Origin of the sequence: Rhizobium sp. LjRoot98, assembly GCF_964252935.1 — a bacterium.
Classification (GTDB): domain Bacteria; phylum Pseudomonadota; class Alphaproteobacteria; order Rhizobiales; family Rhizobiaceae; genus Pararhizobium.
The window spans coordinates 197,795-223,084 of the sequence record NZ_CAXUPW020000002.1 but is presented as its reverse complement, the minus strand read 5'-3'; the positions used below and the strand labels follow the sequence as shown (position 1 = coordinate 223,084).

23 protein-coding genes are annotated in these 25,290 nt (G+C 60.0%); 8 read left to right on the top strand and 15 right to left on the bottom strand.

The window, feature by feature from the left end:
- The first annotated feature begins 668 nt into the window (after positions 1-668).
- Positions 669-1,919: a GGDEF domain-containing protein gene (locus ACSQ3J_RS09655; RefSeq protein WP_060506770.1), complete on the top strand. Its 1,251-nt coding sequence runs from the start codon at positions 669-671 to the stop codon at positions 1,917-1,919.
- A 71-nt stretch (positions 1,920-1,990) separates the two neighbouring features.
- The gene (locus ACSQ3J_RS09650) at positions 1,991-2,488 is read left to right on the top strand and encodes a CreA family protein (RefSeq protein WP_060506769.1); all 498 of its coding nucleotides are present in this window, start codon (positions 1,991-1,993) and stop codon (positions 2,486-2,488) included.
- 6 nt (positions 2,489-2,494) lie between these two features.
- Here ACSQ3J_RS09650 and pncA read toward each other — a convergent pair whose 3' ends face one another.
- From pncA to ACSQ3J_RS09635, 3 genes are all read right to left on the bottom strand, one after another.
- Positions 2,495-3,124: a bifunctional nicotinamidase/pyrazinamidase gene (gene pncA / locus ACSQ3J_RS09645; protein ID WP_060506768.1), complete on the bottom strand. Its 630-nt coding sequence runs from the start codon at positions 3,122-3,124 to the stop codon at positions 2,495-2,497.
- Positions 3,125-3,284: 160 nt separating this feature from the next.
- Positions 3,285-3,749 (bottom strand): chemotaxis protein CheW, encoded by a 465-nt coding sequence (locus tag ACSQ3J_RS09640; RefSeq protein ID WP_037096270.1) that lies wholly within the window; start codon positions 3,747-3,749, stop codon positions 3,285-3,287.
- A gap of 2 nt (positions 3,750-3,751) precedes the next feature.
- Positions 3,752-5,725 carry a methyl-accepting chemotaxis protein gene (locus ACSQ3J_RS09635; protein WP_112834599.1) on the bottom strand — a complete coding sequence of 658 codons (1,974 nt, stop codon included), beginning with the start codon at positions 5,723-5,725 and terminating at the stop codon, positions 3,752-3,754.
- Between the two features lie 168 nt (positions 5,726-5,893).
- On the opposite strand from ACSQ3J_RS09635, the gene ACSQ3J_RS09630 reads away from it, so the two are divergent.
- The 6 genes from ACSQ3J_RS09630 (at position 5,894) to ACSQ3J_RS09605 (ending at position 11,327) form a co-directional block, all read left to right on the top strand.
- Positions 5,894-6,160, top strand: a complete 267-nt coding sequence (locus ACSQ3J_RS09630; RefSeq protein WP_060506766.1) for a hypothetical protein — start codon at positions 5,894-5,896, stop codon at positions 6,158-6,160.
- Between the two features lie 104 nt (positions 6,161-6,264).
- Positions 6,265-6,864: an SCO family protein gene (locus ACSQ3J_RS09625; protein WP_060506765.1), complete on the top strand. Its 600-nt coding sequence runs from the start codon at positions 6,265-6,267 to the stop codon at positions 6,862-6,864.
- Between the two features lie 20 nt (positions 6,865-6,884).
- Complete coding sequence (locus tag ACSQ3J_RS09620) at positions 6,885-8,015, top strand: FAD-dependent oxidoreductase (RefSeq protein WP_060506764.1); 1,131 nt, start codon at positions 6,885-6,887, stop codon at positions 8,013-8,015.
- Between the two features lie 86 nt (positions 8,016-8,101).
- Complete coding sequence (locus tag ACSQ3J_RS09615) at positions 8,102-8,980, top strand: 50S ribosomal protein L11 methyltransferase (RefSeq protein ID WP_060506803.1); 879 nt, start codon at positions 8,102-8,104, stop codon at positions 8,978-8,980.
- Complete coding sequence (locus ACSQ3J_RS09610; RefSeq protein ID WP_156393892.1) at positions 8,967-9,146, top strand: hypothetical protein; 180 nt, start codon at positions 8,967-8,969, stop codon at positions 9,144-9,146. Before ACSQ3J_RS09615 ends, ACSQ3J_RS09610 begins: the two co-directional genes overlap by 14 nt.
- 345 nt (positions 9,147-9,491) lie before the next feature.
- Complete coding sequence (locus tag ACSQ3J_RS09605; protein WP_060506763.1) at positions 9,492-11,327, top strand: aminopeptidase P family protein; 1,836 nt, start codon at positions 9,492-9,494, stop codon at positions 11,325-11,327.
- Positions 11,328-11,365: 38 nt separating this feature from the next.
- On the opposite strand, the gene ACSQ3J_RS09600 is transcribed toward ACSQ3J_RS09605, so the two are convergent.
- From ACSQ3J_RS09600 to ftsZ, 12 genes are all read right to left on the bottom strand, one after another.
- A complete protein-coding gene (locus ACSQ3J_RS09600) occupies positions 11,366-11,677 on the bottom strand; it encodes an AzlD family protein (RefSeq protein WP_060506762.1) in 312 nt (103 codons plus the stop codon).
- A 2-nt stretch (positions 11,678-11,679) separates the two neighbouring features.
- Positions 11,680-12,396 carry an AzlC family ABC transporter permease gene (locus ACSQ3J_RS09595; RefSeq protein WP_060506761.1) on the bottom strand — a complete coding sequence of 239 codons (717 nt, stop codon included), beginning with the start codon at positions 12,394-12,396 and terminating at the stop codon, positions 11,680-11,682.
- 182 nt (positions 12,397-12,578) lie between these two features.
- A complete protein-coding gene (gene panB, locus ACSQ3J_RS09590) occupies positions 12,579-13,400 on the bottom strand; it encodes a 3-methyl-2-oxobutanoate hydroxymethyltransferase (RefSeq protein WP_060506760.1) in 822 nt (273 codons plus the stop codon).
- Between the two features lie 2 nt (positions 13,401-13,402).
- Complete coding sequence (panC, locus tag ACSQ3J_RS09585) at positions 13,403-14,278, bottom strand: pantoate--beta-alanine ligase (RefSeq protein WP_436039038.1); 876 nt, start codon at positions 14,276-14,278, stop codon at positions 13,403-13,405.
- Between the two features lie 192 nt (positions 14,279-14,470).
- Positions 14,471-15,217, bottom strand: coding sequence for a fumarylacetoacetate hydrolase family protein (locus ACSQ3J_RS09580; protein ID WP_060506758.1), 747 nt, complete (start codon positions 15,215-15,217; stop codon positions 14,471-14,473).
- Between the two features lie 149 nt (positions 15,218-15,366).
- Positions 15,367-16,368 carry an inorganic phosphate transporter gene (locus tag ACSQ3J_RS09575; RefSeq protein WP_060506757.1) on the bottom strand — a complete coding sequence of 334 codons (1,002 nt, stop codon included), beginning with the start codon at positions 16,366-16,368 and terminating at the stop codon, positions 15,367-15,369.
- Positions 16,368-17,012 carry a DUF47 family protein gene (locus tag ACSQ3J_RS09570; RefSeq protein ID WP_060506756.1) on the bottom strand — a complete coding sequence of 215 codons (645 nt, stop codon included), beginning with the start codon at positions 17,010-17,012 and terminating at the stop codon, positions 16,368-16,370. Before ACSQ3J_RS09570 ends, ACSQ3J_RS09575 begins: the two co-directional genes overlap by 1 nt.
- 106 nt (positions 17,013-17,118) lie before the next feature.
- Positions 17,119-19,278 (bottom strand): NAD-dependent DNA ligase LigA, encoded by a 2,160-nt coding sequence (gene ligA / locus ACSQ3J_RS09565; protein ID WP_060511780.1) that lies wholly within the window; start codon positions 19,276-19,278, stop codon positions 17,119-17,121.
- Positions 19,279-19,361: 83 nt separating this feature from the next.
- Entirely contained in the window at positions 19,362-21,035 is a 1,674-nt protein-coding gene (recN, locus tag ACSQ3J_RS09560; RefSeq protein WP_060506754.1) for a DNA repair protein RecN, read from the bottom strand.
- Positions 21,036-21,069: 34 nt separating this feature from the next.
- Positions 21,070-21,903: an outer membrane protein assembly factor BamD gene (locus tag ACSQ3J_RS09555; protein ID WP_436039229.1), complete on the bottom strand. Its 834-nt coding sequence runs from the start codon at positions 21,901-21,903 to the stop codon at positions 21,070-21,072.
- A gap of 234 nt (positions 21,904-22,137) precedes the next feature.
- A complete protein-coding gene (lpxC, locus tag ACSQ3J_RS09550; protein ID WP_060506802.1) occupies positions 22,138-23,070 on the bottom strand; it encodes a UDP-3-O-acyl-N-acetylglucosamine deacetylase in 933 nt (310 codons plus the stop codon).
- Between the two features lie 346 nt (positions 23,071-23,416).
- Positions 23,417-25,198, bottom strand: a complete 1,782-nt coding sequence (gene ftsZ / locus ACSQ3J_RS09545; protein ID WP_060506752.1) for a cell division protein FtsZ — start codon at positions 25,196-25,198, stop codon at positions 23,417-23,419.
- Between the last annotated feature and the right edge of the window lie 92 nt (positions 25,199-25,290).

Sequence of the window (25,290 nt, the reverse complement as noted above, 5' to 3'; positions counted from 1 at the left end):
ATGGTAACCAATTCCTTTACACGGGCTCCAAGAAAATCAGGGAGCATGGTGGGCACAGGAGAGCGGCACCTGCCGCAGGCAAAAAAGCGATGAGGACAACCCTCCCCGCCCAGGACATCATGGTCTGGCAATCAGTTGGAACTCCGGCGCATCAACGCCTGCGTTCAACCTGAAGCTCAAAAAACTGCATTTGCGTCCGGTCTCAGAGCTTTTATTTTTGGCGAGAATAAGGAGACGCTCACATGATCCGTGGTTTTTATCGGCAGCAGCCTGCTCCTGGCCCGGCAACATGCGTGATCCAGGCCGCCTGGAACGAGGAGACGGCGCCGCCTTCGGCATGGCGATTTCTGCAGCTTAGGGTCACAGTTATCCTTTGAGTTGCGCATTCGCGCCACCCGTTTCTTACGCGCTGGATTTTTCCTCTATCCCCTGCCGCCGGGGCGTTTTGGAGCCTGACGGAACATCGGGGCAGCCTGGATTTGAGGAGCCCGGAGGCATTTCCCGATTCACGCAACGTATACCCGTGGAAATTGCACCCTATTGCCGGACTGATTAAAATTGCTGCGATTTTCGATTAAAAAAATTAAGTCGCTGAGACTACGAATTTGGCCTTATCCGCTTCACCGGACCAAACTTTTTTGAGCACCACCCGGCAGGAATCCGCGCCTATGAGCTTTCTTTCCGCTATTGCAGTCATTTCCCTTTTGGTCACATTTCCCGTGCTCCTGTCGCTGCGCAAAACCGGCGTGCCGGGGGTCGCAAGCTTCAGTGCAGCGTGTTTTTTGACAGCACTTGCGGCATCTGTGGCCCTGACGGCCAGCATCGTTCCTGTGTGGTTTCACACGGTAGCCGGCGGGATACTGATAGTCGCCGCCGGACTTGTGATGCTCAGCGGCTTTCGGCAGTTCCTGGGCTGCACGCTCCCCGGAGCATGGCTGATCGCCGTCAGCCTTGCAGGTGTCTCCGCAGCACTACTGTTCTTCAGCCACGGCGCTCATAGTCACCTGGCACGCATCGTGATCGGCAACGGGCTTTTGAGCCTCATCTGCGTTCTCATCGGCGCGACCATCCTGCGCCATTGGCCAGAGGAACGGGCGATCGCACCATACATGCTGTTTTGCTGCGTCATGGCTTTCCTGGTCGCTCTCCTTCATGCCTTTCGGGTCGTAACGGCCATGACCGGCTTCGACCTTGTGAACAGTATGCTTGCTCCGCCGATGTGGGCGACAGCCTTCCTTGCGGCACGCCTGCTGATCATGCCGCTGTTCTTTCTGGGCATCATCCTGATGCTGCATGGCTGGATGATCACCAATCTCCGCCACATGATCGCCCATGACGACCTGACCGGTGCCCTGTCACGCCGCGCCTTCATGACCGCGTTCGAGCGCATGTTTGCGGCGGCCACGGGATCCCGGCAGCAGACGGCGTTCATGCTGCTGGATCTGGACAGGTTCAAGCAGATCAATGACCTTCATGGGCATGCCGGTGGAGACGCAGCCCTTGTCCACTTCACCCGGATCGCTCACGCGACATTGGCAGGCCGGGGTATCCTCGGGCGCCTGGGCGGCGAAGAATTCGGTATCGCCCTTGCCGGCGCTGGCCGGTTGGAGGTGGCGGAGATTGCCGAGGCGATCTGCACCGCTGTCAGAACGACCCCCGTGCAGACCAACAGTGACTTGGAAATTGGCCTGACGGTCAGCATCGGCATAGCCATGGTCGATCCCGGCGGCTCGTTGTCCGATGCCATGGTACAGGCGGACGTGGCACTTTATGAGGCAAAGGCATTGGGACGTGACGGGCTGAGCATGGCCGGAAGCCTTCATGCCGCATCTGTTGCCAGCGCCCGCGCCCTTGCCGGCGCCGCAGCCCAGATGCGCGCTGCCATAGGACCGGGCCAACCGCTTTCTAGCACGGGTTGATATGCGCGCAGGCCGCTTGCATTGGCGGCTGCCTATCCTATTTCAGTGGCATCGTATCCGGAGAACCAACAATGCCACTTCCCATCCGCTTCATCAGCGCCTGCGCTTTTCTCGCGACAAGCCTCGCCGGTCTTTCCGCGCAAGCCGAAACGGTCGGGGAAGTCGGCGTCGACTGGCTCGGCAATGACATTACCATCGATGCAGTCAGCGATCCCAAGGTCGCGGGCATCACCTGCCATGTCACCTATTTCGACCGCAGCGTCATCGATCGCCTCAAGAACGGCAACTGGTTCGAGGATCCCTCCAACAATTCGATCTCCTGCCGCCAGACCGGTCCGGTGACGATCGGCGACATCGAGCTTGGCCAGGGAGGCGAGGAAGTGTTCCGCGAGGGTCTCTCCCTCGTCTGGAAGAAGCTGGTGGTCACCCGCGTTTACGACAAGAAGAACAACACGCTGATTTATCTCGCCCATTCGAGAGAGTTGACCGATGGCTCCGCCAAGATGTCGATCTCCACCATTCCGCTGTTTGAGCAGCCGGTTACCTGGACAAACGGTACGCCGAAATAGTCGATTCTACTCCTTTGCGAAAACGTCCCTGGATGCGATGACGTGAACGCCCGCGGCCTTCATCTCGTCAATCGCAGCTTCAACACCGGCCGCATCGATGCCGCGGCTTGCATCGGCAATGAAGCGGACGCTGACAGCGGGCAACAGCGCCTTGGCATCAAGCGCCGAAGCCTTGACGCAATAATCAGTCGCTAGACCGCAGATATCGAGCGTGCCAACACCCGCCCGCGTGAGATAATCCGAAAGTCCTGTTAGCGCCGACTGATCATTGTCGCGAAAAGCGGAATAGCTGTCGACGTTGCGATCTTCGCCCTTGCGCTGCACGTGGTCGATGCCCGCAATATTGAGGCCGGGATGGAAGTCTGCGTCAAGGGTTCCCTGGACGCAATGATCCGGCCAAAGCACCTGCGGCTTGCCGCTGAGCGTGCCCGTGTCGAAGGGCTTGCTGCCCGGGTGCTGCGATGCGAAACTGCCATGATCGGCCGGGTGCCAGTCCTTCGAGGCGACGACGAGATCATATTGGCCTTCGGCGATCAGCCGATTGATGATCGGCACGACCTCCTCACCATTAGGTACCGCAAGGTTTCCTCCTGAACAAAAACCGTTCTGGATATCGACGAGCAGCAGGCATCTCACGGGTCATCTCCTGAAATTAGGCTTCGCGCAGACATGCTATTCGCAACGGCTAAAGCGCACAATGAGGTAACGCGTTTCGCAAGTCGTACCGCCTGTCCAAACGCCAAAAAACGCCACCCGGTTCACGGATGGCGTCCTTGTTCCATTCAGCGTGGCTTGTTTAAGCGGCCTGCGCCAGTTCGTCGGCGATGACCGTATCGAGATTGAGGAAGCAGACCATGGTCTTTTCCAGCGCCACGATGCCGCGGCAGAAGGCACGCTGTGCTTCTGGAATAATTTCCGGCGCCGGCTGCAAGGCCTCACTCTTGATGGTCATCATGTCGGAGACCTGTTCGACCAGGAGACCGACCAGCTTGCCGGCAATGTCAGTGACGATGATCGCCGAGCGCTCCGACGGCTCCGTCATCTTCATGCCGAGACGGCAGGCCATGTCGATGACCGGGATCACCGCGCCGCGCAGGTTGATGAGGCCAAGAACGTATGGCGGCGTGTGCGGCATAGGGGTGACCGGCGCCCAGCCGCGGATTTCGCGGATCGCCATGATATCGATGCAGAATTCCTGATCGCCCAGGTGGAACGAGACGATTTCCAGATAGGCACCGGACTGCTTGATTGCGTTTGACATGATCAGAACTCTTCCCAATTTTCGGCGGAACCCGATGCCTTCGGCACGGATGACGCGGGGCTGTTGAAGGCACCCGCCAGCTTGCCCATCAGGGCTTTGGCGGGAGATGGTGCTGGACGCGCTGTCGCTGGCGTGGCGACGCGAATAGGCTGGGGAATGGGGCGGGCAGACGCACCGCTGAGCTGGAACTGGCCGATCAGAACGGTCAGACCTTCAGCGTCCTGTGCCAACGTATGGCTGGCAGCATTGGTCTGTTCGACCATGGCAGCATTCTGCTGGGTCATCTGATCGAGTTGGCCGATCGCCGTGTTGATTTCCTGCAGGCCGACCGACTGCTCACGAGCGGCATTGACGATCGACGTCATATGCCCGTTGATCCGCGCCACATCGGTGCCGATCCGGCCAAGCGCCTCGCCGGTTGCCTGCACCAGCTTGACGCCGGTGCCGACTTCGCTGCTGGAACGGCCGACAAGCACCTTGATATCCTTGGCAGCACCAGCCGCGCGCTGGGCAAGTTCGCGCACTTCCTGGGCGACGACAGCAAACCCCTTGCCCGCCTCGCCGGCGCGTGCTGCCTCGACACCGGCATTCAGCGCAAGCAGATTGGTCTGGAAGGCGATCTCGTCGATCACATTGATGATCTTGCCGATTTCGGAGGAGGCGTTCTCGATCCGGGCCATGGCTTCGACAGCCTCGCGGACGATACGGCCGGATTCCTCGGCATTGCTGCGGGTTTCGCCGACCATCTGGCTCGCTTCTTCGGCGCGCTGCGTGGCGGTGCGCACAGTCACGGTGATCTGGTCGAGCGCCGCGGATGTTTCTTCCAGCGAGGCAGCCTGCTGTTCGGTCCGCTTGGCGAGATCGTCGGCCGCACCACGCATCTGCCGGCTGTTCGACTGGATCGAGTTGCTGTTTTCCTGAACGTTGGACAAGACGCCCTGAAGCTTCTCGACTGTGTGGTTGAAGTCCCGGCGCAGTGTCTCCAGGTCGTGGCGGAAGGGCTGATCGATCGTCGCGGTCAGGTTTCCATCGGACAGGCGGTTGAGCCCCTGCCCCAGTGCGGTGACTGCGCGCTGAACTTGGCGCGCCTCTTCAGCACTGGCAGCTTCGCGCGCTTCACGCTCGATCTCGTTTTCAGTCCGGCTTGCCGCCGCTGCCTGCTCAAGTTCGCGCTTTTCGACGGCAGCAGCCCGGAACATCTCGACCGAACGCGCCATCTCGCCAATTTCATCGCCGCGTCTCACGGCTTCAACAGCCGCCTGATAATCGCCACCAAGAATCCGCTGCATGCTGTCGCGGATAGCAAAGACACCCCGGCGAAGAATGTTGCCGTGGAAACAAAGCAGCGCCAGGAGCGACGCCATGGCGAGAAGCCCAAGCGCGAGCTGCAACTGGATGGATTGAGCCGACCGTACCGTTGCTTCGGCGACACGGGCGCCAAGCGCAATCCCCGCCTCATCGTAGAGCTTGCCGAGCGACATGGTCATGCGCTCGCCCGCCCCATCAATCGCATCATCGACCGCATCGAACGCTTCCGGCGCGGCACCGTCCTCGACCATCTTCTTCAAATCGGTCTGAATGACCTTGGTCATCTCGGTGAGATCAGCATCGAACGTCGCCATGATCTCTGGCTTGCCGACCGAGGCGGCCAACTCCATCGCCGCCGGTTTTCCGGCCTCCAGCACCGCGATCGAATCAGCAATCAGCTTCTGGCGCTCCTGCGACACCTGGCGATCGCCACGATCAACGATCACATCCATCGCCACCAGCGTCAGCTCGACGCTTGTCAGCCGCATGGTGCTGGCATTCTTGATCGCGTTCTGGGCAACGATCGCGCGGTCCAACGCCTGATCCACCCGTGAATTTTCATACCAGCCGACGGCGAGCATCGAACCGAAGCCGACAAAGGCGGCGAGCCCCAGCGTGGCCAGCCGCTGGCTGAGGGAAAGTTTGCGATCGATCATTGCAGGAGACATCATGCGGCATTGATCCAGTTCTTGAATGCAGCGGTGAGCGCACAAATTCGGGAGAGCGTTGATGCGCAGGACCGGACTGGATAAAAACCGGCGACGTCATGTCAGCAAGGGATAGGCACCCCTTCACGCGCCTAGAACATGGCAAACACAAATTAAACTTTTGCTAAAATGATTGCCGAATTCTTGGGCAAAATAGCTCTGGCAGGCCTCGCGGCGCATTGCCGCCCCTTGGCGAAACGACTTTCAAAATTGGCGTTGGCAGGATATCATCTCGGCATGCATGACGAAGCCAGGAAACAGCCGCAGAACCTGATGATCGCCGCTATTGGTGGTGTTTTCCTGCTCCTGTGCCTTGCCGCCTTTATCGGATGGATCGTCCAGGGGCCGGAAATTTTGCTCACGATGGCCGAAAACGGCATGTCCTGGTGTTTCTGACGAAGCCTGCCGCATTTTGACGCTAGCGGCGTAATCTTTTGCAACCTCAGAACCAAACCGCTATCTGAACAGCGATATTTGGCAGGTTTTGAGCGGACATCATCATGAAAACACTTCGCATCGTTCTTTGGGCGGCCGTTGCCGTCGTCGCAGCTTCACTTGGCTGGATCAGCTATCAGATGACCACCGGCAAGGAAGAGATCGCCGCCGGTCCATTCGGGGTACCCTTCGAACTGGTTTCGCAGACCGGACAACCGATCACGCAGGCAGCCTTTACCGGCAAGCCGACAGCCCTGTTCTTCGGCTTCACCCATTGCCCGGAAGTCTGCCCGACCACCCTGTTCGAGCTGAACGGCTGGCTGGAAAAGGTCGATCCCGACGGCACCAAACTGCAGGCCTATTTCATCAGCGTCGATCCGGAACGCGATACGCCGGAAGTCCTCGGGCAGTATGTCTCCAACGTCTCCAAGCGCATCACCGGCATTTCCGGTCCGCCGGCCCAGGTCATGGAAATGGTCAAGGGTTTCCGGGTCTATGCCAAGAAAGTTCCGCTGGACGAAAAGAACCCTGGCGGCGACTATACGATGGATCATACTGCATCGGTGTTCCTGCTCGATTCCAAAGGCAAGTTCAGCGGCACGATCGCCTATGAGGAAAATCCGGAAACCGCAGTCAAGAAACTGGAAAACCTGACCAAGAGATAAAGGGTCGCCACGAGGGCCTGATGGGTGAGCGCAGCGAAAAGTCCATTCTGATCGCCGGGGCCGGCCCAACCGGGCTGACCTTGGCACTCGAACTGGCGCGGCGGGGCCTGAAATCCCGTATCGTGGCAAAGGCGGCCGGGCCAACCCCCATCCACGAAAGCCGCGCGCTTGGCGTCAATGCCAGGACCCTGACACTGCTGGAAGCCTCTGGCGTCAGCGCTTTGATCCTTGCCAAGGCCAGGCGACTTACGAAATTCAAGATACTGGCCGCCGGCAAACCATTGGCGACGGTCGAGACAGAAAGTTTCCGCAGCCGCTATTGCCCAATCCAGATCCTGGCCCAGGGCGAAACGGAACGGCTGCTGCTGCAAAGACTGTCAGCATTCGGCATCTTTCCGGAATGGTCGACCGAACTCACCACTGTGTCCGGCGACGTCGAAAAGCCGGTAATCACCCTGCAGCATGCCAACGGCCGGGTCGAAACGGCCGAGCCGGACGTGCTGGTCGGCGCGGACGGCGCCCATTCAGCCGTGCGCAAAGCCTTTGGTTTTGGCTTTCCGGGCAATGCCATCGAAAGCCGTTTTTTCCTCGCGGATTATCGCTATGCACAGCCGGTCGACACCGGTTTCATCGAACTGAATTTCCTCAATCCCGGCGTGCTCGGCCGGTTACCAGTGAACGAGGATACACTGCGCTACCTTTCAACGGACGCAGATTTCGAAACCCGCATCGAACATCCAGCGATGGTGCTGGAGCGAACCTGGAGTTCCGAATTCCGGATCAGCTTCCGCCACGTCGAAACCATGAGCCGTGGCCATGTATTTCTGGCCGGAGACGCCGCCCATGTGCATTCACCGGCTGGCGCACGCGGCATGAATCTCGGCATCGAGGACGCCTGCTGGCTTGCCTTTCTGATATCGGAAGGCCGCGAACAGGAATATTCCAGCCTGCGGATTCCGGCGGTCAAAACCGTGCTCAAGGATACCCGGCGCAATACGGCCTTCATCACGCTGAAAAACCCGGTCCTGACAGGACTGCGCTCGCGCCTGCTGCCACTGGTCGATCACCTTCCCAGCGTTTCGACTGCCTTTCTGCGCAATGCTGCCGGTCAGGACACCCCGCCTCCCCCCTGGATTCCCGGCGCGCAATAGGCGCTGCGCTTTACCTCGCATCGCCCGGCATGCTAGAGCGCCGCAAGCCGCCCCGACGGCAAGCACTTGCCGACAAGGACAAAGACATGGCCGACCTGCGCCTCTTCATCACCACGACCGAAAAGCTCTCGGAAGTCGTTTTGGATTTGATGACCGATGCCTTCGAGGACGAAGGCTATGCCATCGCCACCATGGAAATGGACGAGAAGAAGGATATCTGGGAAGCCTCGCTCTATATTGACTTCGACGAAGAAGATGAAATGCGGGTGCGCTTTGCAGGGGTTCTCGCAGATCAGTTCCCGGATGCGGTGATCGAGCGGGAAGTCATTCCGGATGTCGACTGGATTGCCAAATCGCTGGAGGGCCTGTCGCCGGTGCGCGCCGGACGTTTCCTCGTGCACGGATCCCATGACCGCGACAAGGTCAAGCCGAACGATATCGCTATCGAGATCGACGCCGGCCAGGCCTTCGGCACCGGTCATCACGGCACGACGGCGGGTTGCCTTGAAGTGATCGAAACCGTCATGCGCGCCCGTAAAGTTCGCAACGCGCTCGATCTGGGCACTGGCAGCGGTGTGTTGGCCATAGCCGCCCGCAAGATCAAGCCCGTCCCGGTTCTGGCAACCGATATCGACCCGATCGCCACGCGCGTCGCCGCCGAGAATGTCAAGCGCAACGGCATCGCCACCGGCGTTACCACGATCACCGCGCCCGGCTTCCACTCGCCGGCCTTTGCACAGCACGGTCCGTTCGACCTGATTATCGCCAATATCCTGGCGCGTCCGCTGATCAAGATGGCACCGCAGCTCGCCAGCCATCTGGCACCGGGTGGTTCGGTCATTCTTTCAGGCATTCTTGCGTCACAACGCTGGAAGGTGCTGTCGGCCTATAACGGCCAGCACCTGCGCCATGTCCGCACCATCTGGCGCAACGGCTGGGTGACGATTCATCTTGACCGTCCGTGACGGAGGGTTTTCTAAAGCCTTAAAAAGGAAAACCCGCCTGTCCGTCATGGACAAGCGGGTTTTTCAATACAAAGGCGATGCCGAAGCACCGCCCGCTGACCGGCAAGCCGGTCATGTCCGCGAGCTTGAGGAGGAGGAGCGCTCAAGCGGACTCTTCACAGTCTGAAATTGGCCACCCGGGAGGGAGGAGGAGAAGGATGACCAACCATGTTCAGACCGTGCAGCTCTTGCCTTTCGGCATTCGCGTGAACAACAGATTTGCGTCCGTGTTCGTTGAGTGGGTTTATAGACTATTTTGAAAGCAGGTCTAGCCGCATTGCAGCATGGGTGCCATGCACATGCTGCATACGTTCCACAACACGGAAAAATCGTTCAACAAAAACTAGGCAAGAAAGACGGGCTTTCGCAGCGCTGGTTGTTTCCGCTAGACTGTCCGCACCCTCTTGAGGAATCGATCTGCCTCGCATAGCGCGATCCCGGTCCCGGCTCCTTCCCATCGCAGGAAAAATCCATGTTCCAGTCTTTCGCAGTCACTTCCACACCTCAGTTTGGCAAGGAGCGTGTCAATGCGCTGCGCGCCGCGCTTGCCGCCCTGAACGTCGATGGCTTTCTGGTTCCGCGCGCGGACGAATTCCAGGGCGAATACGTGCCTGCATCGGCCGAACGCATGTCCTGGCTCACCGGATTTACCGGTTCCGCCGGCGTTGTTCTCGTGACGCAAAGTCAAGCGGTTGTCTTTGTGGATGGCCGCTACGTCACGCAACTCAAGGAGCAGGTCGACGGCAGTGTTTTCACCGGTGGGGACCTCGTCGGCGAACCGCCGCATCTGTGGCTGGAACACAATGGTAAAAAAGGCTTCCGCCTCGGCATCGATCCGTGGCTGCATACGGGTGCCGAAGTCCGCAAGCTGGAAAAGGCCCTGGAAGGGCTCGGCGGTTCGCTGGTCTTCCTCGACCACAATCCTCTCGATCGCCAGTGGAAGGACCGGCCGGCCGCACCGCTTGGCCGCGTCAAGATCCAGCCGCTCGATCATTCCGGCATTCTTGCCAAGGACAAGCTGACAGCAATGGCGGCAGAGATCGCCAAGGCCGGTGCCGACGCTGTCGTGTTGACCGATCCATCGTCGATCGCCTGGACCTTCAATATCCGCGGCAGCGACGTGCCACATACGCCACATCCCCTCGCCCGTGCCATTGTCCATGCTGATGCAACGGCCGAACTGTTCCTCGACAAGCGCAAGGCCGGGATCGAGGAGGAAGCCTACCTCACCCAACTCTCCAGCCTCGAGGCACCGTCTTCCTTCGACGACAAGGTCGCAGCCCTTGCGGCAACCGGTAAGACGATCATGATCGATCCAGACCATGCACCTTTCGCGCTGGCCGAACGCATCCGCGTCAGCGGTGGTACGATCATCGAAGCCATCGACCCTGCCCGCCTGCCCCGCGCCTGCAAGAACATTGCCGAGCTTGAAGGCTCGGCCCGCGCCCATCTGCAGGACGGTGCCGCGATGGTCGAATTCCTCGCCTGGCTTGACCAGACACAGCCGGGGACGATCTCCGAGATCGCTGCCGTTGAAAAGCTCGAAGCCTGCCGCGCGGCTGTCGGCCAGCGGATGCAGAACCCGCTGAAGGATGTTTCCTTCGACACCATTTCGGGCGCTGGCGAGCATGCGGCGATCATGCATTACCGGGTTACCACCGAAAGCGACCTTACCATCGCCGATGGCACCATGTTCCTGATCGATTCGGGTGGCCAGTATGTCAACGGCACCACAGACATTACCCGCACCGTCGCGATCGGCACCGTACCGCACGTGCAGCGCCGCTTCTTCACGCTGGTCCTGAAGGGCATGATCGCCATCAGCGTTGCCCGCTTCCCGAAAGGCTCGCGCGGCATCGACCTCGATCCGCTGGCGCGCATTGCCCTGTGGAAGGCGGGCGCCGATTTCGCCCATGGCACCGGCCACGGCGTTGGCTCCTATCTGTCGGTCCACGAAGGTCCGCAGCGCATTTCCCGCGCCTCGATGCAGGAACTGCTGCCCGGCATGATTCTCTCCAACGAGCCCGGCTACTACCGCCCCGGCTCCTTCGGCATCCGCATCGAGAATCTCATGCACGTATTTGCGGCCACCGAAATCGAGGGCGGCGACCTGCCTATGCTGGGCTTCGAAACACTCACCTTCTGCCCGATCGATCGCCGCCTGGTCGTTACGGCCCTGCTAACAGACGAGGAACTGTCCTGGCTGAACGCGTACCACCAGGAAACGCAGGAAAAGCTCTTGCCGTTGATTTCGGATGAGGCGGCGCAAACCTGGCTGAAAGCGGCGACGGCACCGCTCAATCGCTAAAAAAATCCGGCCCGCTTCGCAAGGAGCGGGCCTTTTTACTAGACCAGCAGATGCCGGATCGCCATGACGACGAGCCAGCCAGCCAGCAGCATCCAGAGCGATGAGTAGCGCAAACCCACGGCCAGAGCGACAAGCATGGCCACAGCCACGTCCCAGCCGCCGGAGAGGAAGGCGGGCGCAACCAGTGTCGATAGCACGGCTGCCGGCACCGCGTTCAACGCCGCTTCCATGCGCGGCGGGATACGTTTCATCTGCGTGATCATCACATAGCCGCCGATGCGGGTGAGAAACGTCGCAACAGCCGCAGCGAGGATCACGTAGATCAGGTGCATGTGTTCTGCATTATCCATGATCAGACCTCATGCTCCAACGTCACCGGTTCCTCATGCCGTTTCGACAGCGGCATGCAGGCGGCAAGCAGGATACCGGCGATAGCGCCGATGCTGACATGCCAGGGCGAGCCGACGACATGCATGGCCGCAATCGAAGCCAGCGAGCTGACCGCAACGACCGGCAGCCAGTTGTCGCGCTTGCGGAACCCGAGAACCAGCCCCATGAAATAGATCGGCAGCAACACATCGAGACCGATGGCCTTCGGATCGCCGATCATCTGCCCGAAGATCGCGCCAAGCAGCGTCATGATCTGCCAGGGCAGATAGATGATCATCCCGAACCCGAGATACCACGCAAAAGTCACCGGCTCGCCGCGCTCCGCCCGCTTTTCCGTCTCGGCATATTGCGGATCGACCAGCAGGAAGAAAGCAAAGAACTTCTGCAGTCCGGAGAAATGGCGGATATGCCGGGCGATCGACGCTGAATAAAGAATATGACGGAAATTGACGGCGAATATCGACAGGACAATCAGCCAGGGCTGAACATTGTGACCGAACAGTTCCAGGCCAACCATCTGGCTGGCACCGGCATAAACCGTGGCGCTCATGAACACCGCGTCGAAAACGGAAAACCCGTTATCGACCGCCAGCGCTCCGAACAGTGCCCCGAAGGGCGCGGCGGACACCATGACGGGAAACCCGCCACGAACGCCCTGCCAGAAATCATCTTTTGTCATTGAAGGAAACTTTCCGGAGTGACGGCAGCCATCGGCTAGGTCACACGTGCCGAGATGCGTTCATGATGGAACGCACAGATAGGTCCGGCGGACCTATCGAACAATTCAATAAGATTGATGCAGTGATCCAAATTTCTGATCAGACGGAAGCCGGGGCAACGCCCGGCCCGTCCTTCAACGCCTCAGCGCTTGACCTGAAACGTATGCTCGATGCCGGGAAACGTCCGCGCCTTGACCTCGTTGGCATAGGCCTCGAAAGCGGCTGACATCTGCGGTGCGAGTTCGACGAAATGCTTGACGAAACGTGGCTTGAAATCGCTGAAAATACCGAGCATGTCGTCGGTCACGAGTATCTGGCCATCGCAGGCTGGCGATGCGCCGATACCGATGGTCGGCGCGCGTAGCGCTTCTGTAATCTCGCGTGCCAGGGGCTCGACCGTACCTTCGACGACAATTGCAAAGGCACCGGCATCGTCGATGGCCTTTGCGTCGCGCCTGATCTTGGCTGCTTCCTTGTCGTTGCGGCCGAGCGAACGGTAACCGCCCATCGTATTGACGAGTTGCGGCATCAGGCCGACATGGCCGAGCACCGGAATACCACGCTGGGTGAGGAAATCGACGGTTTCCGCCATCTCCGCGCCGCCTTCGAGCTTGACGGCGCTGCAGCCGGTTTCCTTGAGAATGCGGGCGGCACTCTTGAACGCCTGCTCCTTGGATTCCTGATAGGAACCGAACGGCAGGTCAACGACGACGCAGGCCTTTTCGGACCCACGCATGACGGCCTGGCCGTGAGCGATCATCATATCAAGGGTCACGCTGACGGTCGAATCAAGACCGTAGAGAACCATACCGAGGGAATCGCCAACCAGCATGAAGTCCACATGCGGATCCAGCAATCGCGCAATCGGCGTCGTATAGGCCGTCAGGCTGACGATCGGCCGCTCGCCCTTCAATGCTTCGATATTGCCGGGGCTCAGGCGCCGCTTTACTGCCTGTACACTCATGCTTATGCCACCTTTGCAAATTTTGCGGTTTTTGGGCTGAAAACCCGGTTATCGAGCAACTTGGTGCTCCCGAAGCGGATAAAAAGCAACAGAAGAACCGGTTTCTCGCTGATTTCCGTCAATTCATGAAGGGTTTCGGGGTCGCGCAGAGCGACCACCTCGGGCTTTGCCAAAGGCTCGGATGCGATGAAATCGCCTACTGCCTTTTCAAGTGCTGCCACATCCATCACGCCACCGGCAATCAGCCGTTCGGCCTCATCGAGCGCCTTCGGCACGATTGCCGCAGCCGCCCGTTCGGCCGGCGTCAGGTAGACGTTGCGCGACGAGCAGGCGAGACCATCGGCTTCGCGCACCGTCGGCACGCCGACCACCTCGACCGGCTGCGCCATGTCCTCGACCATGCGGCGGATGATCTGCAACTGCTGGAAATCCTTCTCGCCGAAATAGGCACGATCCGGCTGGACGATATTGAACAGCTTGGTAACGACCGTGGCGACACCAGCGAAATGTCCGGGGCGAACCGAGCCTTCCAGCTCGCTGCCAAGCGTCGGCACATCGACGACCGTTTCCATTGGCCGCGGATACATATCGCTCACACCGGGTGCAAAGAGAAAGTCAGCGCCGCCTTCAACCAGCATCGCCTGATCACGAGCAAGATCGCGCGGATATTTGGTCAGGTCTTCATTGGCGCCGAACTGCAGCGGATTGACGAACAGACTGACGACGACGATGTCGTTTGCCGCGCGGGCGCGGGCGACCAGTTCCATGTGGCCGACATGCAGATAACCCATGGTCGGAACGAGACCGATGGTTTTTCCGGCGCGGCGATGGCCGCTCAGGCGGGCGCGCAGATCGGCAATGGTTGTGATTGTTTCCATCTCGGGATCCTCCAATCCGCAAGCATGCCACCTTGTTCACGGCGGCTGGCCTTGCCGGTTTTCGCTGCGAGCATCCGCATGAAACCCGGCGCGGCTTTCCTAACGTGTGCAGTGCAAAAAGACAATTCAAGAATTGAAGGCAGGAATTGTCACGAAGAGAAACAGGCTCCGGTTGCCCCGGAGCCCGCCCCTTCATTTGCTGCGGGTTTCGACCGTCTGCTCGATCGCACCGAAAATAGAATGCCCCGTACGGTCGTTCATCTCGACGCGAACGACGTCGCCCAAAGACAGGGCCGAGGTGACGAGGCAGGAGCCGGTTGCAACAATGCTACCCGCGATCAGCGGCCGCTTACCTGCAGCCGCTGCCACAGCGGTGGCACTGTCCTTCACGCTGCCTTTGCCACCCTCGACCGGCTTGCCGTTGAGACGAACAAGCAAGGAAAGATCCGCGCTTTCGTCCAGTTCGTCCGGCGTAACTGCCACCGGCGAAAACGACGAAACAGCACCGGCACCATCAGCCGAAACATCGTTGGCGAGCAGGATGAGAAGAACAGCCTGCTTTGCCGCCTCGGCATCCGCCTGCACACCCACGTCATCGACAATGACGGCGAGTTGAGCGGTCGTGGACAGTTTCGAAGCCCCCTCCCTGATCGTGACGGGATCGCGCGGGCCGGTAAAACCACCGGAGCCGCCAGCCCAGAAAAACGCGCGCGGCAACGGTGAAGCAGCGTCGTGTTCATGAAACCGCATGGTGGGCTGCGCGCCGGTCTCGAGGCCAATGGCAACCCGCGCCAGCCGGGGTCCGGCGTGCGCCCAGTCATCGATCGCGGCTTGAAGGGTGCGGGCGATATGGCCGACTTCCGAGCAGCGGGTCAGATCCTTGGAAACGACGACGAGTTTGCCGTCGCGGGTACTGTCTTTCAGAGTGGCCAGTTTCATCGCTTGCGTGTTCCTCGGGTTCTGGTTGACACCGGCAGTTCTTTGACCGCCTGCCCCATAGGATACTATTTGGCGGCGGGTGTCGCGCCGAATTTGCGATCGGGAAGCCATAGCCGCCTTTCGACGGCTATGGTCAATCGCCTCGCCGACTAGAGCAGCCCCACCGCGAAATAGAACAGCGCGGAGATCAGCGCTGCCGCTGGCAACGTGATGATCCAGGCGATCAGAATGTTGCCCGCCAGCCCCCAGCGCACTGCCGAGACGCGTCGTGCCGCACCGACACCAATGATGGCGCCGGTAATCGTATGCGTGGTCGAGACCGGAATACCCAGCCATGTCGCGGCAAACAGGGTGATCGCCCCGCCGGTTTCCGCGCAAAACCCCTGCATCGGATTGAGCTTGGTGATCTTCGAGCCCATCGTGTGGACGATCCGCCACCCGCCGAACAGTGTGCCGAGCGCCATGGCCGACTGGCAGGTGATGACCACCCAGAACGGCACGAAGAACGTGTCGCCGAGATAGCCTTGGCTGAACAGCAGCACCGCGATGATGCCCATGGTCTTCTGCGCATCGTTGCCGCCGTGGCCGAGCGAGTAGAGCGAGGCGGAAATGAACTGCAGGCCGCGAAAGCTGCGATCGACGGCAAACGGCGTCTGGCGCAGGCAAACCCAGGACACGATCAGCACAAGCAGCAGCGCCAGCATGAAGCCGATCATCGGCGACATGAAGATGGCACCGACGGTTTTCAGAAGGCCGGTCAGAACGATCGCGTCGCCCCCGGTCTTGGCAAGGCCCGCACCAACCAGCCCGCCCACCAGCGCATGAGACGAACTGGAGGGAATGCCGAAAATCCAGGTGACGATGTTCCAGATGATCGCCCCCATCAAGGCGGCAAAGATCACCTGCGGCGTGACGATGGACGGATCGATGATACCGGTTCCGAGCGTCTCGGCAACATGCAGGCCGAAGAACAAGAAGGCGATAAAGTTGAAGAACGCCGCCCACATGACGGCATATTGCGGCCGCAGAACCCGCGTCGAGACGATCGTGGCGATCGAATTGGCGGCGTCATGCAGGCCGTTGAGAAAATCGAAGAACAGCGCAACGCCGATCAGGGCGATAAGCAACGGCAAGGCGAGGGTCGCGTCCATCAGACGTTCTCGATCACGATGCCGCTGATTTCATTGACGACGTCCTCGAAACGGTCGACGACCTTTTCCAACTCGCCATAGATTTCGCTACCGATGATATAGGCCATCGGGTTGGAGGTGCCGTGGCGGCGGAACAGGTCCTTGAGGCCCTCGTCATGCAGCTGATCGGAACGCCCCTCAAGCCGGGTCACTTCCTCGGCAATGGCGGTCAGCCGCGGTACGTTGGCGCCGATGCGGTCGAGCAGCGGAATGGCTTCGGCAACCAGCCGGGCAGAATCGATGATCAGAACGCCCATTTCGCGCATGCCGGGATCAAAAGTCTTCTGCTCGAACAGCCGGATGGTCTTCACCGTCTTGTGCATCATGTCGATGGCATCGTCCATCGACTGGATCAGGTCCTTGATGTCACCGCGATCGAACGGTGTGATGAAACTCAGCCGGACCGCAAGCAGGACGTCACGGGTGATCGCGTCAGCCTGGTCTTCCAGGGCGATGATCCGGTCGCAATGGGCATCAAGATCACCCTCGCCGGCAAGCAGAGCTTTCATCGCCTCGGCCGCGCCAACGACCGTGCGCGAATGCGCCTCGAAAAGCTCGAAGAACTTGTCCTCGCGCGGCATCAGCTTGCGAAACCAACCCAGCATTGTTCATCCACCTATCTTCGCGTTGTCACGAAACTGTCATAATCTGGCAGCCCTCATAGAGAAGACAGGGGATCGAGGAAAGCATTTTAAGGCAACGGAAGGGCGATTACCCACCGATTAGGACGAACCAGCCATCCTCATCGGTGGTTTCGACGCCGAGTTCGCGGGCTTTTTCCAGTTTTGAGCCGGCGCCGGGGCCTGCGACCAGAAGATCGGTCTTCTTCGACACGGAGCCCGCAACCTTGGCTCCCAACCGCTCGGCCATGGCCTTGGCTTCGTCGCGGGTCATCTTCTCCAGCGATCCGGTGAACACGACAGTCTTGCCCGCAACCGGGCTGGAACTTGCCACCGGTGCCTCCGCATCCTGCGGCGTCACCTCATCAAGCAGGCGCGACACGACATCCATGTTGCGCGGCTCCTTGTAGAATTCAACGATGGCCCGCGCAACGACATCACCGATGCCGTCGATCGTATTCAAGTCGCTCCACGCCTCCGAGGTGATATCGCTGGCCGCCTTCATCGCGTCAGCGAAGGCTGTGTAACTGCCGTAGGAACGCGCCAAAAGCTTTGCCGTGGTTTCGCCGACATGGCGAATACCGAGCGCGTAGATCAGCCGGTGCAACGCCACCTGGCGCCGGTCATTGATAGCATCATAAAGTTTGCGGACGCTGACCTTGCCGAACCCGTCGATATTTTCGAGCTTGGTCAGGGTCGAGCCATTCTGCCGTTTCTCCAGCGTGAAGATGTCCGGCGCGGTCTTGATCGACAATGCCGGGTCCTCGGCCTCGAAGAAGAAGTCGATCTGCTTCGATCCCAACCCTTCGATGTCGAAGGCATTGCGCGAAACGAAGTGCTTCAAGTGCTCGACCGCCTGGGCCCGGCAGACGAAGCCGCCGGTGCAGCGCGTGACGGAATCGAGTTTGCCGGTCTTCTCGTTTCTCTCGCGCACGGCGTGACTGCCGCAAACCGGGCAAACTTTCGGAAACTGATAGCGCTCCGCCGCTGCTACGCGCTTTTCCATCACCACATCGAGCACCTGCGGGATGACATCCCCTGCCCGCTGGACAATCACGGTATCGCCGATGCGGATATCGTGGTCCTCTTCCCGAATACGCTCACCACCATTGCCGATGCCTTCGATATAATCGGCATTGTGCAGCGTCGCATTGGTGACGACGACACCGCCGACCGTGACCGGCGTCAGCCGCGCCACCGGCGTCAGCGCACCGGTACGCCCCACCTGGATGTCGATATTCTCGACTGTCGTAAATGCCTGCTCGGCCGGAAACTTGTGTGCGGTTGCCCAGCGCGGCGAACGCGAGCGAAAGCCCAGCCGCTGCTGCAGGTCCAGCCGGTCGACCTTGTAGACGACACCGTCGATATCATAGTCGAGGTCGGGGCGCTTGAGACCGATGTCATTGTAATGCGCAAGAATCGCATCGATCGACGACAAACGCTGCATCAGAGGATTGACCGGGAACCCCCAGCGCTTGAACACCTCGACCATGCCGAACTGGGTATCGGCTGGCATCTCCGAAATTTCGCCCCAGGCATAGGCGAAGAATTTCAGCTTGCGGCTGGCGGTAATGGTCGGATCAAGCTGACGCAACGAGCCGGCGGCCGTGTTGCGCGGGTTGACATAGGTCTGCTTGCCCTCGGCAACCATCTGCGCGTTCAGCGCCAGAAAGTCGCTCTTGCCCATATAGACTTCACCGCGAACCTCAACGATTGCAGGCGCACCGGCCGGCAGGGTCTGCGGGATTTCCATGATGGTGCGGATATTGGCTGTCACGTTCTCACCGGTCGTGCCGTCGCCGCGTGTCGCAGCACTGACCAGCCTGCCGTTTTCGTATCGCAGCGACATCGACAGGCCGTCAATCTTCGGCTCTGCAGTGAAAGCGATCGAATTATCCGGCAAAAGCCCGAGGAACCGGTATACGCTGCCGATGAAGTCCTGCACATCCACGTCGGAAAACACGTTGTCGAGCGACAGCATCGGCCGCGCATGAGTGATCTGCTGAAAAATGCCGGAGGGTGCCGCGCCGACCTTGCGCGACGGGCTGTCGGCCCGCACCAGCTCCGGAAAATGCGCCTCGATCTCCTCGTTGCGCCGCTTCAGCGCGTCATAGTCCGCGTCCGAAATCTCCGGCGCATCCTTGCCGTGATAGAGCGCATCGTGTCGCGCCAGTTCGGCCGCCAGCCGTTCCAACTCTGTTACCGCATCTTCAAGCGTCAAATCTTCAACGGCAATGGATAAGGTCGACATGCTGGGACTCCTGATTTGAGAGTCGTTTTAGAGAATTTTGGGGGAATGGGAAGATGCTCCCTATCCTTCACCGGAGGGTAGAACTACCCATTCCCAGCCAACAAACTCGCCGCAGCCGCCCTTGCCTCATCCGTCACCGAGGCCCCCGCCAGCATGCGGGCGATCTCTTCGGTACGGGCCTTGTCGTCCATGCGGGCCACACGGGTGGCAATCGTTTCGGACTTTTCCGCCGAAGGCCCCTTGGAAATCAAGAGATGCGTTGCGGCCCGCGCTGCCACCTGCGGCGCGTGGGTGACCGAAAGCACCTGGACGGTTTTCGACAACCGCTTGAGCCGCTGGCCGATGGCATCCGCCACCGCACCGCCAACCCCGGTGTCGATTTCATCAAAAACGAGCGTCGGCGCGGAGCCCCGATCCGCGAGCGCCACTTTGAGCGCCAGCAGAAAGCGCGACAGCTCGCCGCCGGATGCTACCTTCATGATCGGGCCGGGCCGCGTGCCAGGGTTGGTCTGAACGTGGAACTCGACCACATCGATCCCTTCGGCGGCGGCAACATCGGGATCGGAGGTCACTTCCACCATGAACCGGGCACGCTCGAGCTTCAACGCGGGAAGCTCTGCCATGACGGCGTCGGACAGTGCCGTCGCCGTGTTGCGACGCTTGGCCGACAGAGCCACGGCTGCCGCGTCAAAGGCACCCTTGGTCAGGCCAAGTTGAGCTTCCAGCTGCTTCAGCTTTTCTTCGCCGGCATCCAGATCAGCAAGATCGGAGATCATCCGCACGGCCAGCGCCGGCAACGACGTCACCGGTACGGAATATTTGCGGGCTGCGGCGCGCAGCGCAAACAGCCGCTCCTCGACACGCTCCAGTTCCTTCGGATCGTATTCGGTCTTGCGCAGCGCCGCCTCAACGGCCATCTGGGCGTCGGAAAGCTGGTTGAGGGCTGCGTCCAAAAGCTCGACAGTCTCTTCAAGAAGACCTGGCGCTTCGTGGCTTTTGCGTTCCAGCCTGCGCACCATAGAGGCAATCAGCGGAACCGGTGAACCGTTGCCATTGAGAAACTCGCTCGCTTCATTGATGTCGACAGCGATGCGCTCGGCCTTCATCATCCGCGAACGGCGCTCGGCAAGATCGTCTTCTTCACCATCCTGTGGCGACAGCGCTTCGAGTTCTTCGACGGCGGAGCGCAGATAATCGGCCTCGCGGGCAGCTGCCTCGACCTTGTCGCGGTGCTTCTTCAACGTCCGCTCGGCATCCTTCCAGATGCGGTAAAGCCCGGACACCGCCTGCGCTTCCTCGGCAAGACCACCGAAGGCATCAAGAAGGGTGCGGTGGGCGTGAGTGTCGACAAGGGCGCGGTCGTCATGTTGGCCATGGATTTCGACCAGCAACTGGCCTGCCTGGCGCATCAACTGCACCGAAACCGGCTGATCGTTGACATAGGCCTTGGTGCGGCCATCGGCCGATTGCACCCGGCGGAAAATCAGGTCGCCGTCATCGTCGATACCGTTTTCGCGAACGAGAAGCCGGGCCGGATGTCCCATGCCGACATCGAAGACCGCCGTCACCTGCCCCTTGTCGCCACCGTGGCGAACAAGCGAACCGTCGCCGCGCCCACCGAGCGCCAGCGACAAACTATCAAGCAAAATGGATTTTCCGGCGCCGGTTTCGCCGGTCAATACGGACAGGCCAGCATCGAAGGACAGGTCAAGCCGTTCGATCAGGACGATATCGCGGATCGAGATCTGTGAAAGCATCCCGGTTCAAATCTCTTCGTCTTGGGTCCTGTTTCTAGGCGCCCAGAAGCTTCTTGCCTGCTCGCGAAATCCACGAGTTGCCGTTTTCACGCGGTTCCAGACCGCCGGTCTGCAGGAGCTTGTAGCTGTCGGCATACCACTGGCTGTCAGGATAGTTGTGTCCGAGAATGGCGGCGGCGGTCTGCGCCTCGCTGGTAATACCCATGGCGAAGTAGGTTTCGACCAGACGCGCCAGCGCCTCTTCGACCTGGTTGGTGTTCGGATAGGATTCGACGACCGAACGGAAGCGCGTGATTGCGGCCAGATATTCCTTACGCTCGAGATAGTAGCGGCCAACCTGCATTTCCTTGCCGGCCAGCTGGTCCTTGGCAAAGCGCAGCTTGGCTTGCGCGTCCTCGACATATTCGGAATCAGGATATTTGGTAATGACCGCCTGCATCGCCTCGATCGTCTTGAAGGCCGGCTTCTGGTCCTGCGTCACCGCCGGGATCTGTTTCGAATAGGCCAGACCGACAATATATTGCGCGTAGGCTGCATCTTCGGATTCGGGATAGAGGTTCAGGTACCGGCTCGCCCCATTTATAGCGTCCTGGTACTGACCGTTGCGGTAGTTGATGAAGGAGCGCATCACCAGCGCCTTGCGGGCATATTCCGAGAAGGGATGCTGCTGGTCGATCGCGTCGAACTTGCGCGCCGCTTCCGTCGTCTTGCCCGCGTTCAGGTTGGCAAGGCCCTGATTGTAGAGTACTTCCGGCGGGTCTGTCTCGGCGGCCAGCTTTGTAATGTCGATGTCGGGATCGTTCTGGCAGGCGGTGATCAAAACGCTACCCGCACAAGCCGCAAGCGTAATGACAACAACACGTGCCATCTTCTTCAATTCAAACTGGCCTGCAATTACCATTCGTAAATCCCAACTCCCGCACCGGTAAGAATACCGCCGCCTATGAACCGCGTTTTAGATCAAGATGCAACAAGACCGCAACGTCATGATGATTGATTAACGCAATTTTGTGGCAGTCCCGTCATGAAAAAGCCGGTCAAAAGACCGGCTCTCATCAAACATCAGACCAGATTTTCCCTTTCAGGAACAAGTAGCTGCGCTTTACGGCGCATTGACGGCAATCACTTCCCGCGGCGCAGAGCGTTGGCGCTGTGTTGCTGTCTCGACGATTTCATAGGCGGTCGGATCGCTCATCAGCGCCTTCAGCGCGTTGGCATTCATCTTGTGGCCACCGCGATAGGACCGGTAGCAGCCAATGAACGGCGCACCTGCCAAAGCCAGGTCGCCCACGGCGTCCAGCGTCTTGTGGCGGACGAACTCGTCCTTGTAACGCAGGCCTTCCATGTTGATGACGGTGTTGTCATCAGCAATGACGACCGAATTTTCCAGCGACGAACCGAGACCGCGACCGGCAGCCCACATACGCTCGACATCGCGCATGAAGCCGAATGTGCGGGCGCGCGACAATTCCGTCTTGAAGACCGCCGGAGTAATGTCGCCCTTCCAGGCCTGACGGCCGATCAGCGGGCAATCGAAATCGATCTCTACTTCGAAGCGCATGCCGTCATAGGGCGTGAATTCCGACCAGGAGGCACCCGATTCGATACGCACTGGCTTCAGGATGCGGATATAACGGCGCTTGACGCCCAGCGCCTTGATACCGGTCTGCTCGATAGCGTCGATGAACGGCGCGGAGCTTCCATCCATGATCGGCATTTCGGCGCCGTGCACTTCGATCAGAAGATTGTCGAGGCCGAGCGCATAGATGGCCGCCATCACATGCTCGATCGTAGCGATCGAGGTGGCAGGCGAGAAGCCGAGGATGGTGCAGAGATCGGTGTTGCCGACCTGCGAAGAGACCGCCTTGAATTCGCTGATCGTCTGCTCACCGGCGACGCGCTGAAAAACGATGCCGCTGTCTGCTTCCGCTGGATGAAAGGTGATCGCTACCTCGGCGCCAGAATGTACGCCCGTGCCGCTCAGAGTTACAGAGTGTGCAATCGTTGTCTGAAATCCAAGCAGTCCAATTCCCAGTCCCATGCCTATCGCCTTCAAATGCTACGTGGCGTTGCCGCCGAATGTCTCGATAGGACAAGAGTTGTGCGCTTTCCAAAGCCGCAAGCCACACCGTCGGGAAGCGAGGTCTTGCCGTCACCGCCCGGTCCAATATGCAAGCTTTCGCGTTTAGAATCGCAATGCTGTCCCATCAGTTCTGATTGTGAAGATAATTGCTGTGGTCCGTCATTCCAAATCACTGTTTCTTTCGCTTTGTTACGCGACGCACACAAGGTGCTTAGATATTGGAAGAATTCAATAATTCATAAAAAATGCCCGGGCGCAAACCCGGGCATTTCGGCAAGGAGGAAGGTGGGTAGAAAAATCAGTTCGACTGGCGGCGCAGGAACGCCGGGATTTCGAGTTGATCGTCTTCATGTGCACGCGGCTGCGAGGCAGCGCGGGCACGGTCATCGAGAGGAGCAGCCCGGCGCGGCGCATAAACGCTGGCTTCGGGCGACAACGGACGTCGCTGCTGCGAGGCAGCGGCCGGCGCACCGGAGGTCATGTCGGCAGCCACATCGTGGCTTTCTTCTTCGCGGCGTGCGAGCGAATTGGTGATCCGCTTGAGCAAGCCCATCGGGCCGCGCTCTTCCTGCTGAACCGGCTGTGCGCGATGTTCGGCTTCGGCCTTGACCATCGGCGGGAAGTCTTCGACGCGCGGCATGCGAACCTGCTCGGCCTGCTGGCGGATTACCGGAGCGGCGGGCTCCTGGCGAACCGGAGCCTGGGCGACGGGCTGCTGGTAAACCGGCGTTTCGATCGCACGCTGAACCGGAGCGGCGGCCTGGACGACAGGCTGCTGTTCAACCGGTGCAGCACCCGCGAAAAGCTTGCTCTGCGGACGGAAATCGTCCTGAGCCTGCTGAACCGGCGCAGTTGCGCCACCGCGCGGCATCGACAGGAACAGTTCGCGTTCCAGTTCGGCTGCACGGATGGCTTCGGCAATCGAATCACTCGTCTGCTGAACCGGCTGGGCGGCCTGCTGCTGCTGAACGACTGGCTGCTGGGCAACCGGAGCCGGCTGCTGAACGGCAACCGTCTGCTGGACTGGCGCTGCCGGGATTGCGATGGACGGACGAACGATCGGCTTGGCTGCTACCGGACGAAAGTCGGCATTGCGACCGGCCACCTCCGCAGCGGTCCGATCGATACCCGTTGCCACAACCGAAACGCGGATGAGGCCTTCGAGTTCTTCGTCGAATGTCGCGCCGAGGATGATGTTGGCGTCCGGATCCACTTCTTCGCGGATACGGGTTGCTGCTTCATCGACTTCAAAGAGCGTTAGGTCACGGCCACCGGTGATCGAGATCAACAGGCCCTGAGCACCCTTCATCGAGGTCTCGTCGAGCAGTGGGTTGGCGATTGCAGCTTCGGCAGCGGCCATTGCGCGGCCTTCGCCGGATGCTTCGCCGGTCCCCATCATGGCGCGGCCCATCTCGCGCATTACGGAGCGGACGTCCGCGAAGTCGAGATTGATCAGGCCTTCCTTGACCATCAGGTCGGTGATGCAGGCAACGCCGGAGTAGAGAACCTGGTCGGCCATTGCGAACGCATCGGCGAACGTGGTGCGGTCATTGGCGATCCGGAACAGGTTCTGGTTCGGAATGACGATCAGGGTGTCGACGGACTTCTGCAGTTCCTGGATGCCCATGTCGGCGAGACGCATGCGGCGCTGGCCTTCGAAGTGGAACGGCTTGGTAACGACGCCGACCGTCAGGATGCCCTTGTTGCGGGCAGCCTGGGCAACGACGGGAGCAGCACCGGTACCGGTACCGCCACCCATGCCGGCGGTGACGAAGCACATATGTGTGCCGTTGAGGTGATCGATGATTTCATCGATGCACTCTTCAGCCGCCGCGCGGCCGACTTCAGGCTGCGAACCGGCACCCAGACCTTCGGTCACGGCAACACCCATCTGGATGATGCGCGAAGCCTTGGTCATGGTCAGCGCCTGGGCATCGGTGTTGGCGACGACGAAATCGACGCCTTCGAGGCCTGCCGTGATCATGTTGTTAACAGCATTGCCACCGCCCCCGCCAACACCGAAGACGGTGATGCGGGGCTTCAGCTCGGTGATATCCGGCTTTTGCAAGTTGATCGTCATTGTTCCCGTTCCTTCCTGGTTTCTGGCCGCCTTGCCGAGCCGGCCAAATCACTAAATCCCGTATTGCATCCCGTCAGCATGAAGCCGAAGGG

Coding starts and splice junctions, on each gene's coding strand:
- panB (WP_060506760.1), bottom strand. CDS start 13,400: ATGAGTGTACAGGCAGTAAAGCGGCGCCTGAGCCCCGGCAATATCGAA.
- recN (WP_060506754.1), bottom strand. CDS start 21,035: ATGCTTTCACAGATCTCGATCCGCGATATCGTCCTGATCGAACGGCTT.
- ACSQ3J_RS09625 (WP_060506765.1), top strand. CDS start 6,265: ATGAAAACACTTCGCATCGTTCTTTGGGCGGCCGTTGCCGTCGTCGCA.
- panC (WP_436039038.1), bottom strand. CDS start 14,278: ATGGAAACAATCACAACCATTGCCGATCTGCGCGCCCGCCTGAGCGGC.
- ACSQ3J_RS09595 (WP_060506761.1), bottom strand. CDS start 12,396: ATGACAAAAGATGATTTCTGGCAGGGCGTTCGTGGCGGGTTTCCCGTC.
- ACSQ3J_RS09575 (WP_060506757.1), bottom strand. CDS start 16,368: ATGGACGCGACCCTCGCCTTGCCGTTGCTTATCGCCCTGATCGGCGTT.
- ACSQ3J_RS09580 (WP_060506758.1), bottom strand. CDS start 15,217: ATGAAACTGGCCACTCTGAAAGACAGTACCCGCGACGGCAAACTCGTC.
- ACSQ3J_RS09650 (WP_060506769.1), top strand. CDS start 1,991: ATGCCACTTCCCATCCGCTTCATCAGCGCCTGCGCTTTTCTCGCGACA.
- ACSQ3J_RS09600 (WP_060506762.1), bottom strand. CDS start 11,677: ATGGATAATGCAGAACACATGCACCTGATCTACGTGATCCTCGCTGCG.
- ACSQ3J_RS09605 (WP_060506763.1), top strand. CDS start 9,492: ATGTTCCAGTCTTTCGCAGTCACTTCCACACCTCAGTTTGGCAAGGAG.
- ACSQ3J_RS09630 (WP_060506766.1), top strand. CDS start 5,894: ATGATTGCCGAATTCTTGGGCAAAATAGCTCTGGCAGGCCTCGCGGCG.
- ACSQ3J_RS09570 (WP_060506756.1), bottom strand. CDS start 17,012: ATGCTGGGTTGGTTTCGCAAGCTGATGCCGCGCGAGGACAAGTTCTTC.
- ACSQ3J_RS09615 (WP_060506803.1), top strand. CDS start 8,102: ATGGCCGACCTGCGCCTCTTCATCACCACGACCGAAAAGCTCTCGGAA.
- ftsZ (WP_060506752.1), bottom strand. CDS start 25,198: ATGACGATCAACTTGCAAAAGCCGGATATCACCGAGCTGAAGCCCCGC.
- ACSQ3J_RS09635 (WP_112834599.1), bottom strand. CDS start 5,725: ATGTCTCCTGCAATGATCGATCGCAAACTTTCCCTCAGCCAGCGGCTG.
- ACSQ3J_RS09640 (WP_037096270.1), bottom strand. CDS start 3,749: ATGTCAAACGCAATCAAGCAGTCCGGTGCCTATCTGGAAATCGTCTCG.
- ACSQ3J_RS09655 (WP_060506770.1), top strand. CDS start 669: ATGAGCTTTCTTTCCGCTATTGCAGTCATTTCCCTTTTGGTCACATTT.
- ACSQ3J_RS09620 (WP_060506764.1), top strand. CDS start 6,885: ATGGGTGAGCGCAGCGAAAAGTCCATTCTGATCGCCGGGGCCGGCCCA.
- ACSQ3J_RS09555 (WP_436039229.1), bottom strand. CDS start 21,903: ATGGCACGTGTTGTTGTCATTACGCTTGCGGCTTGTGCGGGTAGCGTT.
- ligA (WP_060511780.1), bottom strand. CDS start 19,278: ATGTCGACCTTATCCATTGCCGTTGAAGATTTGACGCTTGAAGATGCG.